Raw genomic sequence first — 14,844 nt, 5'->3', positions numbered from 1 at the left:
GGAGCCTGTCGGACTTATGCTTTCGAGCATAAAATTCAGTAGGGCGAGTCAGAATGTTCGATCAATTTGTGCGAATAGTTGACCTATTTAAGCAAATTGATCGGAAATTCTGGCCGTACTTTCTCGCATTTTCTCGCACTTTCTCGCACTTTCTGGATTTTAGGCCGAAATTGTCTTAAGTCCGACAGGTTCCATAGAAGGCCTTGTTGTTTATGCTGACAGGCCGCGTTCCAAATCTGCTTTTAAGTCATTGATATTTTCCAGACCAACGGCAACACGAATCAAATTTTCAGAGATACCTGCTTTTGCTTTATCTTCATCAGATAAACGACAATGCGTTGTTGTTGCCGGATGGGTAATGGTCGTTCTTGTATCACCGAGATTGGCTGTTCGTGACATAATCTGAACAGCATCCATTACTCGCCAGGCTTCTTCGCGCCCGCCTTTTACCTGAAAGGCTAAAACACCACCAAAACCCGACTGTTGACGCACAGCAAGCTCATGACCCGGATGATCCTTTAAACCACAATAATGAACTTTTTCGACACCTGGGTGTTCACTCAGCCACTGCGCCAATGCCTGTGCATTTTGGCAATGGGCTTGCATGCGCAAAGGCAGTGTTTCCAGTCCCTTGTTAAATACCCAGGCATTAAATGCACTCATCGTCGCACCCACTGCACGTTGCCACAGGTGGACTTCGTTGACCAGCGCTTCTTGTCCGGCAACAACACCGCCCACACAGCGCCCCTGGCCATCAATGTATTTAGTGGTGGAATGCACTACCAGATCAGCACCATGAGCCAATGGTTTTTGAAGAACGGGGGTACAGAAACAGTTGTCCACCACTAAAATCGCGTCATTATTATGGGCAAGCTCTGACAATGCCTGAATATCGGCTACGTCACCGAGGGGATTGGTGGGTGTTTCCAGAAACAGCAAGCGGGTGTTCGGACGAATGGCACCACGCCATGCTTGGTAATCAGTGACATCCACAAAGGTCGTTTCCACGCCAAATCTGGCCAGATATTTTGTGAACAGAGTAACAGTTGTACCAAACACGCTTCGGGAGCACACCACATGACTGCCCGCTTCCAACAAGGCGGTACATGTCCCCATAATTGCGGCCATTCCCGATGCTGTGGCACAGGCATCATCGCCCCCTTCCATCACGGCAATGCGCTGTTCAAACATCCTTACGGAGGGGTTAGTGTACCGTGAATACACATTGCCCTCCTGTTCACCGGAAAAAACTGCCCGCGCCTGCTCCGCGCTGTCATAAGAGTAGCTGGAGGTGAGGTACAGTGCTTCGCTGTGCTCCTGCTGATGGCTCCGCGCAATACCTGACCGGATGGCTTGTGTTTCTATGGCCCACTGACCCTCACCTGCCTCTGTCTCCTGTACCGAAACTGTGTCTGTTATATTTTCTTTCTTTACCTGATGAGCCATTTTCTGCTTACCAATCACTGTGTCACTATTGTTAACACACCATAGCGAAATTCTGTGATGAAAAACACAGCAGCAAGCAACAATCTGGCTAAGGAGCTGCCTTATACCATGCGTTGATTTCAGGGGTTCATATTAGGCGCGATCTTACTCCGCGCTATTCTTAAGGCGGTCGGTTGGTAAATCTTCAGTGACGATAATGCGGGGTTCTGAGCCTTGCCTGAGGGTTATTCTTTCATTGGATGGTGTTTGACTGATGGTGAGTGTTGCTGTGCCCGTGGGTGAAGTAAGTTTGGATGTTATCAGGGTATCATGAATTAGCGTGCTCCTGTTCGTATAAGTTAGGCAGGTAATTTTTTCTCCATTTGGTAATGGCTGTTCATAGGTAGTCACGATTTCACCCTTAGTTGCACTGATTATTGCGCGCCTCGAGAGATAGTAGGGTTGATTATAAACTTTATTGAAGTGATGAGAGTAACGAGAAAAGCGGTTTACATAGTGGGTTCTTAGATGATCCGCGAACAAAGGCAGATAACCTGAAAGCTTCCCAGGACAGCAGGGACACACATAAGGCGTCTGTTTAATGTGGCTTTCCATGTGATCCATAAGCGTGGCATCTTCCGGGAAATATTCTCCACAGGCATTGCAGCGAAACGCTTTCTCGCCAGTGTGGGATCTTATGTGTCTGACCAGTTCTTTTTTATCAGTGGTAGCGAAAGTGTTACATAAAGCGCAGTGAAAATCAGGCATGATAAGCTTCTTCCCTGTGGTCTAAAGCTTGTTATCATAGTACTCCGTTTTAGTCTTTGTGGGCAATCAGGGGAAAACGTCTCGCTAGCGCGCGGCTTGAGAGACTTGAGACGGCTTCATACGATTACGCCCCGCAACAACAATAGACGGATGCAAGAATAGCCTGATCGCCCTGAGCTCAGGTGCTACCGGGGCTTGCAATTTTCAGTGTGTCCCCCATACTTGGATTCGCAAGACACCCGGTGATATGATCACCGCTCATTTCTGCTGAACTGCGCGTCCAGCAGTGGCTGATATAATTCATCCATATATAACATCAGCCTCAAACTTCAACCAAGTGGAGACACCCCATGGCTTTTGAACTGCCAGCCCTGCCTTATGCCCGTGATGCCCTTGAGCCACATATTTCCAAAGAAACCCTCGACTACCATTACGGCAAGCATCACAACACCTATGTTGTTAAGCTCAATGGCCTGGTCGAAGGCACAGAGCGTGCCAGTGAGAGTCTGGAAGAGATTATCAAAAACGCTGAAGGCGGCGTGTTTAATAACGCCGCTCAGGTCTGGAACCACACATTTTACTGGCACTGTCTGAGTCCGAACGGTGGTAGTAAGCCATCAGGGGAACTGGCGGATGCCATTGACAAGGCATTTGGCTCCTACGAGGCGTTTACCACCAAATTTACTGAGATGGCGGTGAATAACTTTGGTTCTGGCTGGACATGGCTGGTGAAAAATCAAGACGGTTCAGTGGACATTGTCAACACCAGCAATGCAGCGACACCGCTGACCAACCCTGAGCAAACCCCGTTGTTGACCTGTGACGTATGGGAGCATGCGTACTACATTGATTACCGCAACGTCCGCCCGGATTACCTGAAAGCCTTTTGGGCATTGGTTAATTGGGAATTTGCTCAAAAGAACTACAGTGCTTAGTTGGGCCGGTGTCAGATACCCAATTGAGTTGGAAAATAGGCCTATACTGCCTGTTAGTTATTCTTAACAGGCAGTATTTTTATGCCAAAGCGTGATCAAAGGGTCATGTTTCAAACAGGTTGATACCACATTCTTGAGATGAATTCCCCGATGACCTTGCCATGCGGCTCTTCTAACCGGGAAAAGCAGATAGTCCTGCGGGTTAACCGTTTCAGGCGGGTACCAAGCGTCAGATTAGTCCTCTCAATCCCTTGTTGGTGACAACATGAATATCCACTGGAAGGGGTGATCCGTAAGGCTTCCAGTCATCTGTGCAGTAAAACCTGAACGTGTAAGAGTTCAGGATTACAGATGACCGGGACTTTTCCCGACAGGCTGTCCAGATCTTCCCCCGCCACTTCAAATATACTGGACCGAAAAAAACCGGCAATGGGATCATAAGATTGGGCACCAGCCAGTTTTTCACTGATAAACGACTGGCCCAGTGGCTGCAGACGGGATGAATAACGCTGAATCACAAGGGAGCCTGGTAGCAAATGAATAAGTCATCATATCGCTTACAAGCCATTCACACCAAGATGCTGTCAATATGCTAGCATATAAACTGTAGCACAATAGTTACAGAATAATGGAGGCTACCTCATATGGCGACACTGACCATTAGAAACCTGCCCGATGAACTGGTTGAGCGCCTTAAGCTAAAAGCCAAAGCCGCCAATCGCTCCATGGAACAGGAAGTGCGGGAACTGCTGGAAGCCAGCTACCCCAAAAAGCAGGATACGATTGACCGGATCAGAAGCCGCTGGAGCCAGCTTCCGGACACTCATCATGAAGAAATGGACGAGTGGCGAAATGAAGGGCGTCCCTGATGGCAAATAAGCGCATAAAAGCTGCTGTCATCGATACCATGGTGTTTGCCTACGGCCTGCTTAACGAAACGAACTTTGCAGAAGATTCACTCACGGCCATTGCTCGTGCGCAAACTATTCACGTACCCGATTCCATCAGGGCTGAACTGACCAACGTGTTATGGCAGTGGGTTACCCAAAAAGGCATTTCGGTGCAAACCGGTCTGGATGCGCTTCAGGATGCCAGTACCCTGTTCAGCCATGTTCACCCAACCGAGCATTACTGGCGGGAGGCCCTGATCCTGGCCTGTGAAGACAAGCACTCAGCATACGACACTCTTTTTATTGCCGTGGCGAAAACTCAGGGTATCCCTCTGGTGACTTACGATAAAAAACTGTTGAAAAAATATCCTGACATCGCCGTGAGGCCAGACGTATATATTCAGACAAGCTGAAAACAAAAAACCCGCAACCGTGGCCACTCGCTACGTATTAGAATGGGCACCGTTGCAGGTCAGGTTGTGACTACTCCAGCCACGGGTATACTTTATGGCGAATCTTCAGCTACCAGGCAAGGGGATGGCAGCTTCTTTGCGCCCAAGGGTTCTCAAAACAGGAATAAAAATGGTCACTGTAAACAATGCTATCAGACCATTGGCAAGGGGAAATGACAGCCAAATACCGTCCGTGCCATAAACAGATGGCAATATCAACAACAGGGGGACTAACAATATCATCTGACGACTAATGGTCATTAACAGCCCCGATAGCGATTGCCCCAGCGCCTGGAAGTAGGCTGCTCCCGTCGTTTGAAGCATTATTAAAGGCAGGCATACGATAACAAAAAGCAAACCATTAACCGTCAAATCGATCAACGCTTTCTCCTGAGTAAACCAGCCCACAAAAAATTCAGGGAAGGTCCACACAATAGCAACGAGTGTATACGAACCAATCAAACCATAGACAATGGTTTTGATAAAAGCAGAAACCACACGACCATACTTTTGTGCGCCGAAGTTATAAGCAGCAATAGGAATAAAACTCTGATTCAGACCAATTGCGGGTACCACCATCAGTGTCTGCAGGCGGTTAATTATTCCATAGGCTGCTAACATCATAGGGCCGCCATGTTGCAATAACACCTTGTTCAACAGAATCAGCAACGCGGCCTCACTGGCCTGCCAGCCAAATGATGTACCGCCGAGCGCTAACGTTCTGACCAGCCGTGCCTTTTTCCAGACAAAGTATTTCATTTTCATTCTCATTGCGCTTTGCTTTCTGAGAAAAATAGAAACACTGAAGCACCAGCCGGTGACTTGAGAAATCACCGTTGCCAATGCCGCGCCGTTAATACCCATATCAAACCAGGCAATAAACAATGCGTCTAAAACAATATTGAGTAACGACGAAAGCAGCATACTGTTCACCGCTAACCTGGCCAGACCTTCGCCACGGAGCATTTGGTTCATGCTCATCCAGCTACCGAGAAAGGGCATGCCGATCAGCGTGATCTGATAGTAGCCAGTTGCCATTGCCAATGTCTCACCAGTGGCACCAAAGGCAGTTAAAATCATTCCCTTCAGTAAGTAACAAAGCCCACTGAACAATGAGCACAAAGCCAGTGCCAGAGTAAAAGCATTACCAAAGAAAGAGCGTGCCTGCTCTACATTCTTTTTGCCGAGATTGTGGGCAATAAGTGAACCAGCACCTGAACCTATAGCCATGCCAATCGTCGGCAACAGCATATTTATAGGGTATGAAATGGTTGTGGCGGCAATACCCTGGCTGCCAACGAAATGACCGATAAAGATCGTATCAACAGTGTTATACAGCATAATCGTCAGCATCCCTGTACATGCTGACAGCGCCATGGTTAACAACAGTTTATCAATCGGTTCGTTACCCAGTTTACTGTATTTCTCCATTCCTTTAGCCTGCAAATATTTATAATGCTTTATGATATAGAAGCAGGTTTTTTTATAAATAATCAGAACAGGCAAGTAAATACCAAGACTTACGCATTGACAGTGTGATATAAAACCCTTTTTGATGATTCCTAGGACACCTGTTGCCAAGCTTATCGAGCGTCATCAATGCGTAAGCCCTATAAACAATGAATGTAACAGTTCCCAGAAATAAGAACGCTTTATCCGAACACTCTATCAGTAAGATTTTTTGGCGCTATACTTTGCCTGCTGTTGCCAGCATGTTGGTCAACGGTCTTTATTCAACCATTGATGGCATTTTTATAGGACAGGTAGTAGGCGCCAGTGGACTGGCTGCTATTAATCTTGCCTGGCCCCTGTTTGGTCTGATTGTTGGTGTTGGCATGATGGCAGGTATGGGAGCGGCCACCCTTTTTTCCATTGCCAGAGGCGAGCAGGCTCATCAAAAAGCACAGCAATTTCTCGAGAGCGCGATACTGCTTATTGTGATTGCCAGCGTCGCGCTGGCTCCCACGCTCTATTTTACCAGTGGCAGCTTGCTATCGATAATGGGCGCAAAAGGTGAACTGCTCACACTGGCAGATGACTATCTGAAAATTATCAGCGCGGGGGCATTTTTTGCCATTGGCGCAGCCGCTTTGCCATTGATAGTCAGAAACAATGAGCGACCGCAATTAGCAACAGCCATCATTATCACAGGTGCCGTCTTTAATATTATCTTCGACTACCTGTTTATTGTCATTTTCAGGTGGAGTATCAGCGGGGCTGCTATCGCAACACTTCTGGGTGAAGCTATCACTGTTATATGGAGTCTGGGGTATTTATTCAGCGCCCAGTCTGGCCTGAAGCTGTCTTTTCGTCACCTAACCCGCAGTGCTGGCCATTTTAACAACATACTGGCGACCGGGTTGCCTAGTTTTGGCATATTTATTTATTTCAGTTTTGTAACAGCCTTCCATAATCGTTTATTTCTGGCCTATGGTTCTTCATTGACCCTGGCAGCCTTTACCATTGTCGGTTATATACAAGCTGTATATTACATGGCGGCCGAAGGGGTAGCTAATGGTATTCAACCTATCGTCAGTTATAACAAAGGTGCCAGGAACAATAAAAATATCAGGGATGTTATCAAGCTGTCAGTTGGCACTGTCCTGACTACCGGTATTGCTGCTACGCTGTTTATTTTTATCTGGCCTCAAGAGGTAGCAGCCATTTTTAATCATAATAATACGGCCCTTATTAACAAAACAGCTATGGGCTTAAAGCTGCATTTATTCTCCATGTATCTGGACGGTTTTATCGTTGTTGTCGCTGCCTACTTTCAGGCACTGGCCCGCCATAAAATTGCCACCTGGATCACTATGGGCAATATGCTGATTCAGATTCCTCTTTTACTGACACTGCCTGAGTGGTTAGGTGTGACGGGTGTCTGGATTTCTCTCCCCGTGTCGAATATTTTTCTGGCTGTCATTGTTGCCAGACTATTATGGACCGACTTGAAGCTACGACCCGTCAACAATTCGTCGTCACCTTTTGCCTGACCAGAAGGTATTTATCCATGTCTATACTGAGTGTGAAGTCGCTTGTATCTGATGCTGTACAGGAAACTGCAAGTGGGAAAAACAACAGTAATCTGTTTTCAGCCACAAGCTATCAGTAACTTTTTTCCATGGATGGAGATTCACCATGCGCTCAAGGATGTTAACGCTTACTGTATTAGTTTGCTCTCTTCTTATCACGGGTTGTTCAACCACAGGGTCATTCAGTAATACCACCAAAGGCTGGGGCAAGTGCGCTGTAACTGGCGGAGCCATCTGGGGCATCCCCGGTGCCGTTCACGGACTTGCGACAGGAGGTGTATCAATGGCAGCAGGTGCCATAGTCTCAGGCGTTGCCTGTGCAACTGCCAGCCAGGATGCGGCTAATTCAAGTTCTGATGTATTACCTGCCCATGGTCGTGAGGGCACAACGGTCGCGCGCTTCACAATCAACTCTGCCCTTCTCAACGATACCAGCAACACTGCACTGGATACTTTTCTTGAAGGCAGGATGTATTCCAATTTTACTATCATTGGACACACCTGTGATTTAGGTTCTAAAGACTTTAATCAGAACCTGTCTGAAAAACGCGCCAATGCTGTTAAGAAGTATCTGCTAAAAAAAGGCATCACCCCTGGCCAGATTTCTGTAAAAGGTGAGGGTGAAAAGAAACCACTGTTGCCAAACTCTTCTGAAAGCAACCGTAAGAAAAACCGCCGTGTTGAGATTGTATTAGTGGACTGAACAACCGGTACTTATCAAAGCCGCTATTTCAGCGGCTTTTTTGATTATTTTTGATTATTGATCTTCAGCTATTCGGCTGGCAATCGCACTGCTTTGATCTTTATACTTCGCGTCCACCCGCTTATTATAAGGACGCTCGGCAGCACCTGTCATGGTTTCAAAATTAATGGCCCCGATACACATGCCAGGGCGCAGGGCGATTGGGAGTTTACCTCCGTTAAAGAATTCCAGAACAATCTGCCCACTCCAACCCGGATCAATCCGGTGGGCTGTCACATGAACCATCAACCCCAGACGCGCCAGAGAAGACCGGCCATCAAGCCAGCCGACAATATCATCCGGCAGGGTGATTGTTTCTTGTGTGACTGCCAGGGCCAGCTCTCCGGGATGAAGAAAAAACGCTTCACCGGCGTTCAGAACAATCTCTTTGCTCATGATGGAATCAAGCACTTTATTAATACTCTCACGGGAACCGCTGACATCCACGTAAGGGGCCGCATGATCATTAAAGGCCCGAAAGCTGTTCCCCAGTGTTAAATCAACACTGATCCCGCTAATCCGGCTGGCGTCAGGGCGGGGGTCAATTACAATAGAACCTGAATCCAGGCTCTTTTCAATATCACGGTCACACAGTCTCATGGCAGGTTCCGGTTAGACAGAGGGAAATCCTATGACATCATATATAGTCAGGCTATTCTATCGGTGCCCTTGATACAGGACAACAATTGTTCATGAGCGTGCTTGCGTGATCCTGGTCAGTGACTGCTCCCCCAGCTAATATGAACTGAAAGCGCGCTATTTTTTTTGGCTTTTTGCGAAGCAGGCTGCCGCCTTTTTGGGCTATGCAGCGCCTCTGTCTTTTCTGCAAGTGGCGTTTTAGAGGGGGATTTCAACCCGTTTTCTAACGATTAATGTAAGGTGTTCAGAAGGAGTGCGTCAGATCATTTTTATTGTTCAGCTTTTTTGAGGGAGGAAGTACTTTTGTAACCAATAGCAGATATTGACTTTGTGCCAACATTGTCTTTAATGGAAAAGCTATTAAAATAATTAACAAGGCTTTAAGACAGATCAAATCGCTCGAATAATATTAATGGTGTTTTCCGGCTCTGGCAACTAGCTGACGTACTAGCGCTCCGGCAGGCATTATTCCTCAGTTGGAAAAGACCATTGGTATAAGGAGACTTCAACGTTATGGTCAACAATATTGCCAAGCGGGTATTGCTCGCATTGGTTGCGGGTCTTGTTATTGGCGGAGGGATTCAGGCATTTGCAATGCCAGAGGGCACGATCCAGTCGTATATAGTCAACGGTGTTTTTCATGCCGGTGGCAGCATTTTTGTCAGCATGATTAAATTGCTTGTTGTGCCTCTTATTTTTGTTTCTATTGTGAATGCTGTCTGTAGCCTTGAAGATATCAGTCAGTTTGGGCGACTGGGCGTAAAAACATTCACTCTCTATTTGATCAATACCGTTATTGCTATATCAGTAGCTATCGGGCTCGCTATGCTTGTCCAGCCAGGTCTCGGAGCCAATCTCAAGGTGGCCGATGGGGCCTTCGCCGTGAGTCGCACAGGTATTCCTTCATTACTGAACCTGGTGGTCAACATCGTACCCACAAACCCTTTTCAGGCGTTTGCTGAAGGCAATATTCTTCAAATCTTGTTTATGGCCATTATCACCGGCATTGCCATAAAAAAGCTGGAAAATGACGAAACACGCAGTGTCAGTAAAGGCTTTTCCCTGGCTAACAGCGTGATGATGAAGCTAGTGACAATGGTGATGAGTCTGGCACCTTATGGTGTTTTTTTCCTGACAGCCAGACTCGGGGCAACATTAAACTTTAGTAGTGTCTTCAGCGTACTGGGTTATGTGACTACGACGCTTTCGCTGATGGCTTTCTGGCTGTTTTTTCTCTACCCATTGGTTATCTTCGCAGTGACGGGTATCAGACCCAGAGCCTATTTGCGGAAAGCCCGTGAGCAGATGGTATTTGCTGTCTCCACTGCGAGTTCTAATGCCACCATTCCGGTAACGTTTAAAACATTAACAGAAAAGCTGGGTGTTTCAGAAAAAGTGGCTGGTTTTTCTGTACCATTAGGCGCAACCATGAATATGTCAGGCGCAGCGACTTATATGGTTGTTGCCACCATGTTCGTTGCCAATGCTTATGGTGTGGCGTTCAACTCAACAGAATTAATTACCCTTGCTTTTACTGCCTTTTTGCTCGCTATTGCGGCGGGGGGGGTGCCAGGCAGTGTCGCCGTGACGGTAGGCGTCCTTCTCCACGCACTGGGTCTACCCATTGAAGGATTAGGTATTATTGTCGCCACTGACCGTATTATTGATGCCGTAAGCACAACAACCAATGTGGCTGGTGATATTGCTGTAAGTACTATTGTTGCTAAAATGGAAGGTGAAATTAAACCACTGAACAAAGATGCTGGCAGTGTAACCACTGGCAAGATTAAATACTCTCGCCAATGCCCCTGACAGATCAAAATCAGGCATAAAACCTGATTGTTATGTCTGTTATATCTCAGAAGCTGTTCACAATCTTACTGTAATACTCATCATTTTTTCTAGGAGCCTGTCGGGCTTATGCTTTCGAGCATAAAATTCAGTAGGGCGAGTCAGAATTTTCGATCAATTTGTGCGAATAGTTGATCTGTTTAAGCAAATTGATCAGAAATTCTGACAGAACTTTCTCGCGCTTTCTCGCGCTTTCTGGATTTTAGGCCGAAATTGTCTTAGGTTCGACAGGCTCCTGGCTACCATAAGGGCCAGCAAACTGGGTGACAGAACAGTAGAAACGACGTGTAAAGCCTACTATTGCGAGGCCTTGTAACAAGGCGCTGGTGGTTGGTTTGTCAGGGCAATGGTGTGGTTAGAAAAGCCGATGAGTACTATCAGCTTCTTTCACGCAGTCATAGTGAGCAAAAGGAATAAAGGCTATACTTTATTCCGAAAAGAATCATTATCTTTGGAAACAAATGATATGCACAGGCTTAAAGGTCTTTATGGAATAACTGACAGCCGACTTCTACCTGATGATGAAACCATGATGGTGTTCGTTGAGCAAGCATTAACAGGTGGTATGAAAGTGCTCCAGTATCGTGATAAAAGCAGCGACCATTCTCGCCGACTCCGACAGGCTGGGGCATTAAAAGCCCTTTGTCATCATTACCAGGCACTGCTGATCATTAACGACGATATACAACTGGCAGCCGATGTCGAAGCCGATGGTATTCATCTTGGTCAAAAAGACGCCTCCATCGACGAGGCACGTTCGCGCTTGGGCGACTATGCTGTTATTGGTATCAGTGCTGAAAATTCATTACCACAGGCGCTTACTGGCGTTGAACGGGGAGCGGATTATATTGCTTTTGGGCGCTTTTTCCCTTCCAGTACAAAACCTGATGCCAAACAGGCAAACATCTCTGTACTAAAAGATGCCAAGAAACTATTTAGGCAACCAGTAGTAGCCATTGGTGGTATTACTGTGGATAATGCCCCTGAGCTGATTGCTGCTGGCGCAGATATGATTGCAGTAGTCAATAACCTGTTTTCTGCACCAGATATCCAATATCGAGCTCGTGAGTTCAGTCAGTTATTTTGATGAGAGTAAGATATGTCCCGTTCCGCCGAGTTATTCGCGGTTGCTCAAAAAGTTATCCCTGGCGGTGTTAATTCGCCGGTACGCGCGTTTCGGGGTGTCGGAGGCCAGCCTGTTTTCTTCAAAAGCGCACAAGGCGCATGGCTGGTTGATGAAGATGAGCAAAGATTCATAGACTATATTGGTTCCTGGGGACCGATGATTCTGGGCCATAATCATCCCGATGTTGTTGAAGCCATTCGCGCTCAGGCACTCAAGGCGCTGAGCTTTGGAGCCCCCACCGAACATGAAACCGAGCTGGCCTCCCTGGTCAGGGAGTTTGTGCCCTCCATGGAGTTGCTGCGCATGGTTAACTCAGGTACAGAAGCTACTATGAGTGCTATTCGCCTGGCCAGGGGTTACACAGGCAGGGATTGTATTGTCAAGTTTGAGGGTTGTTACCACGGCCACAGTGATTCCCTGCTGGTTAAAGCAGGCTCAGGAGCACTGACGCTCGGGGTTCCCAGCTCACCGGGCGTTCCATCGACGCTGGCTGAGCAAACCGTTACCCTGACGTACAATAATCTTGAAAGTGTGGAAACTATTTTCAAGGATATAGGGTCTAAGATAGCCTGTATCATTGTTGAGCCTGTGGCGGGTAATATGAATTGTATTCCACCAAGCCCCGGTTTTTTGCAAGGTTTACGTCATATTTGTGATAAATATGGTGCCGTCTTGATATTTGATGAAGTGATGACAGGCTTTCGTGTTGCCCCAGGTGGTGCCCAGGAATACTACGGTGTTACCCCCGATTTGACCACATTGGGTAAAGTTATTGGCGGCGGACTGCCCGTCGGGGCTTTTGGTGGCCGCAAAGCTATTATGGAACACCTGGCTCCCCTTGGGCCGGTTTATCAGGCAGGCACTCTCTCAGGCAATCCCCTTGCCATGGCGGCGGGAATGGCAACACTGAGAAATCTTAAAGCACCAGGCTTTCATGCCAGATTAACTGAAAAGGCCAGTACATTATTAACCGGCTTAAGACAAAAAGCGGATCAGGTCGGCATTCCTCTGGTCACCTCACAAGCCGGTGGTATGTTTGGTTTGTTTTTCACTGAGCAGAAAAGCGTCGAACGCTTTGATCAGGTGATGAACTGTAATACCGAACGTTACGGGCGCTTCTTCCACGCCATGTTGAAAGAAGGCGTCTACCTTGCGCCTTCAGCCTTTGAGGCTGGATTTATTTCAATGGCTCATGGAGAGAGTGAAATTGAAGCGACCATTAATGCTGCTGAAAAGGCGTTTTCCTCGTTATAGAAAATAAGAGTTAATGATAAGTTCCTTAGCAATTTCTGATGCGACGCTGGCATTTGCCAGTATATTTTCCGTCTTTTTGATGGCGCAACAAAAAGCATTTATCCGAGTGCATAGAGCCTCTTGTACTATGGCGATGTACGGCTTCCTGCTGATCGCAACCGCAGCTATTCTCGGGTGCTTACGCTATGGGTTTTCCTCTTACTGGGCAGCGTCTCATGACCTTGCTACCGGTATCGCTACGTTTTTAGCGCCGCCTATCGTGGGTGCGGCTCTGTGTCTGGGGCTGTTATTAAAATCATGGAGTAAAACCGTCTGGGCAGGCGGTATTGTTCTCGTCTGCATGCTGTACGGGATTTCAGATTGGTTTGGAGTAGAAAGGTTTTACCGTGATGCTGAACTGGCGATTGCACTGGTGCTGACCCTTTACTGTATTTTGAGATCACAAATGAATTATGGCCCAAAACTTATGATACTTTCTGCCATTGCCAGCTATTTTATCGGCGGGCTGATTATTGGTAATCAGGGTACATTATTGGGTTACCTGCGCCTTGATCTGTTCAGGTACTTCATGGGCCTGGGCAATCTGTTACTCAGTAGCGGTATGTATCTTGCGTTCAGGGTCGTTTATCCGCAGCCAGAGCACTGAGGTAAAAATACGACACGAGTCATCATAATAAAGAAATGTCCAATTTAAAGATAAATTGACGTTTTTCAGGCTCTGCGAAAATTGATGGTTCCACAAAAATATAGGGATTTTAACCAAGCAGTTTTTTGAGCGCTTCCGCGCAAGCACAAATCCAGCCGTTAACCCGACCAGAACCTGCTGATTCTTATGTATAAAAAAGGTTCATTTTTTTGCCCTACGCAAGCCCATGACATAATACCAATGGCCTTTTGCCCACCATCAAAGGAGAAATTATACGTCATGCGTGGTTTAATTCAACGAGTCCAGCATGCCAGTGTCGAAATAGCAGGGAATACTACCGGCAAGATCGATAATGGTCTGCTACTGTTGCTCGGCATTGAAAAAACAGATGACCCTGCAAAAGCCAACAAGCTGCTGCAAAAAGTACTCAAATACCGCATTTTCAATGACAGTGATGGTAAAATGAACCTTGGGCTTAACGATACCGGAGGGGGGTTATTAATTGTTTCACAGTTTACTCTGGTGGCGGATACACAAAAAGGCTTACGCCCGGGCTTTAGTGCCGGTGCCAGTTCGGAAGCTGGGGAGGCACTCTATAACTATTTCGTCGCCCAGGCCAGGCAGTGTCATTCTGTGGTTGCTACCGGACAGTTTGGTGCCAATATGCGGGTATCACTGCTCAATGACGGACCGGTTACTTTTATGCTAAGCGTGTAAATAAATACCTCGAAGCTTTATTGCTCTTTATACGTTCGCACTGTTGTTTATTGTAACTTACCCTGCCGACGCCAGCGCTGCTCCTGGCTTTCATGGTTGACGGGGGAGGGCAGCCAGTAGCCTGGTTGCTCTTTTTGTCGGGCATCTCCGCTGCCCCTGTACTGAACGGTAGTATTCATTGTATGGAGTGAATTGTTATTTCTATTCATCATCAAATTCCTGCGATTAATAAATGTTGGTCTTCTTCGAGTCCTTTAGGGTTATTTATGGACAGATAAGACTAACCCGGATATTTCATAAACATGCTCCTGGCCTTGCTTGCTCCTTGCGGCTCTAAGGGAGTTTTGCTCAGTCGGCCGTACTCCCT

Annotated in this window: 17 protein-coding genes; 10 read left to right on the top strand and 7 right to left on the bottom strand. The window is 47.0% G+C overall.

Annotated features, from left to right (window positions below; translation table 11 throughout):
• Positions 1-210: 210 nt before the first annotated feature.
• Together V4C51_RS14655 and V4C51_RS14650 are read right to left on the bottom strand one after the other, a co-directional pair.
• Positions 211-1,446 carry an O-succinylhomoserine sulfhydrylase gene (locus V4C51_RS14655; protein ID WP_330926929.1) on the bottom strand — a complete coding sequence of 412 codons (1,236 nt, stop codon included), beginning with the start codon at positions 1,444-1,446 and terminating at the stop codon, positions 211-213.
• 144 nt (positions 1,447-1,590) lie between these two features.
• On the bottom strand, positions 1,591-2,193 hold the full coding sequence (locus V4C51_RS14650) for a C2H2-type zinc finger protein (protein WP_330926928.1): 603 nt from the start codon (positions 2,191-2,193) through the stop codon (positions 1,591-1,593).
• A gap of 350 nt (positions 2,194-2,543) precedes the next feature.
• On the opposite strand from V4C51_RS14650, the gene V4C51_RS14645 reads away from it, so the two are divergent.
• Complete coding sequence (locus V4C51_RS14645) at positions 2,544-3,128, top strand: superoxide dismutase (protein WP_330926927.1); 585 nt, start codon at positions 2,544-2,546, stop codon at positions 3,126-3,128.
• Between the two features lie 110 nt (positions 3,129-3,238).
• Here V4C51_RS14645 and V4C51_RS14640 read toward each other — a convergent pair whose 3' ends face one another.
• Positions 3,239-3,343: an IS1 family transposase gene (locus tag V4C51_RS14640; RefSeq protein ID WP_476577897.1), complete on the bottom strand. Its 105-nt coding sequence runs from the start codon at positions 3,341-3,343 to the stop codon at positions 3,239-3,241.
• Between the two features lie 90 nt (positions 3,344-3,433).
• Positions 3,434-3,646 carry a phospholipase D-like domain-containing protein gene (locus V4C51_RS14635; RefSeq protein WP_330926926.1) on the bottom strand — a complete coding sequence of 71 codons (213 nt, stop codon included), beginning with the start codon at positions 3,644-3,646 and terminating at the stop codon, positions 3,434-3,436.
• A 126-nt stretch (positions 3,647-3,772) separates the two neighbouring features.
• Here V4C51_RS14635 and V4C51_RS14630 point away from each other — a divergent pair, with 126 nt between their 5' ends.
• Complete coding sequence (locus V4C51_RS14630; protein ID WP_330926925.1) at positions 3,773-3,997, top strand: FitA-like ribbon-helix-helix domain-containing protein; 225 nt, start codon at positions 3,773-3,775, stop codon at positions 3,995-3,997.
• Positions 3,997-4,431: a type II toxin-antitoxin system VapC family toxin gene (locus V4C51_RS14625; protein ID WP_330926924.1), complete on the top strand. Its 435-nt coding sequence runs from the start codon at positions 3,997-3,999 to the stop codon at positions 4,429-4,431. Before V4C51_RS14630 ends, V4C51_RS14625 begins: the two co-directional genes overlap by 1 nt.
• A gap of 105 nt (positions 4,432-4,536) precedes the next feature.
• Here the strand turns inward: V4C51_RS14625 and V4C51_RS14620 are convergent, their stop codons facing one another.
• On the bottom strand, positions 4,537-5,901 hold the full coding sequence (locus V4C51_RS14620; protein ID WP_330926923.1) for an MATE family efflux transporter: 1,365 nt from the start codon (positions 5,899-5,901) through the stop codon (positions 4,537-4,539).
• Positions 5,902-6,089: 188 nt separating this feature from the next.
• Here V4C51_RS14620 and V4C51_RS14615 point away from each other — a divergent pair, with 188 nt between their 5' ends.
• Complete coding sequence (locus V4C51_RS14615; RefSeq protein ID WP_330926922.1) at positions 6,090-7,463, top strand: MATE family efflux transporter; 1,374 nt, start codon at positions 6,090-6,092, stop codon at positions 7,461-7,463.
• A 145-nt stretch (positions 7,464-7,608) separates the two neighbouring features.
• Positions 7,609-8,205 carry an OmpA family protein gene (locus V4C51_RS14610; RefSeq protein WP_330926921.1) on the top strand — a complete coding sequence of 199 codons (597 nt, stop codon included), beginning with the start codon at positions 7,609-7,611 and terminating at the stop codon, positions 8,203-8,205.
• Between the two features lie 54 nt (positions 8,206-8,259).
• On the opposite strand, the gene dcd is transcribed toward V4C51_RS14610, so the two are convergent.
• Positions 8,260-8,844: a dCTP deaminase gene (gene dcd / locus V4C51_RS14605; protein WP_330926920.1), complete on the bottom strand. Its 585-nt coding sequence runs from the start codon at positions 8,842-8,844 to the stop codon at positions 8,260-8,262.
• A 552-nt stretch (positions 8,845-9,396) separates the two neighbouring features.
• Between dcd and V4C51_RS14600 the strand changes: the two genes are divergently transcribed.
• The 5 genes from V4C51_RS14600 to dtd all read left to right on the top strand — a co-directional run bounded on the left by V4C51_RS14600 (position 9,397) and on the right by dtd (position 14,477).
• On the top strand, positions 9,397-10,695 hold the full coding sequence (locus V4C51_RS14600) for a dicarboxylate/amino acid:cation symporter (protein WP_330926919.1): 1,299 nt from the start codon (positions 9,397-9,399) through the stop codon (positions 10,693-10,695).
• Between the two features lie 505 nt (positions 10,696-11,200).
• Entirely contained in the window at positions 11,201-11,821 is a 621-nt protein-coding gene (gene thiE / locus V4C51_RS14595; RefSeq protein WP_330926918.1) for a thiamine phosphate synthase, read from the top strand.
• 12 nt (positions 11,822-11,833) lie between these two features.
• Positions 11,834-13,114, top strand: coding sequence for a glutamate-1-semialdehyde 2,1-aminomutase (gene hemL / locus V4C51_RS14590; RefSeq protein WP_330926917.1), 1,281 nt, complete (start codon positions 11,834-11,836; stop codon positions 13,112-13,114).
• A gap of 13 nt (positions 13,115-13,127) precedes the next feature.
• The gene (locus tag V4C51_RS14585; protein WP_330926916.1) at positions 13,128-13,760 is read left to right on the top strand and encodes a hypothetical protein; all 633 of its coding nucleotides are present in this window, start codon (positions 13,128-13,130) and stop codon (positions 13,758-13,760) included.
• Between the two features lie 279 nt (positions 13,761-14,039).
• Entirely contained in the window at positions 14,040-14,477 is a 438-nt protein-coding gene (dtd, locus tag V4C51_RS14580; RefSeq protein WP_330926915.1) for a D-aminoacyl-tRNA deacylase, read from the top strand.
• A gap of 47 nt (positions 14,478-14,524) precedes the next feature.
• On the opposite strand, the gene V4C51_RS14575 is transcribed toward dtd, so the two are convergent.
• Positions 14,525-14,689, bottom strand: coding sequence for a hypothetical protein (locus V4C51_RS14575; protein ID WP_330926914.1), 165 nt, complete (start codon positions 14,687-14,689; stop codon positions 14,525-14,527).
• Positions 14,690-14,844 lie beyond the last annotated feature (155 nt).

The organism is Candidatus Sororendozoicomonas aggregata (assembly GCF_031528575.1).
Classification (GTDB): Bacteria; Pseudomonadota; Gammaproteobacteria; order Pseudomonadales; family Endozoicomonadaceae; genus Endonucleibacter; species Endonucleibacter aggregata.
The sequence above is the reverse complement of the archived record's forward strand: the minus strand, read 5'-3'. Positions and strand labels throughout refer to the sequence as shown.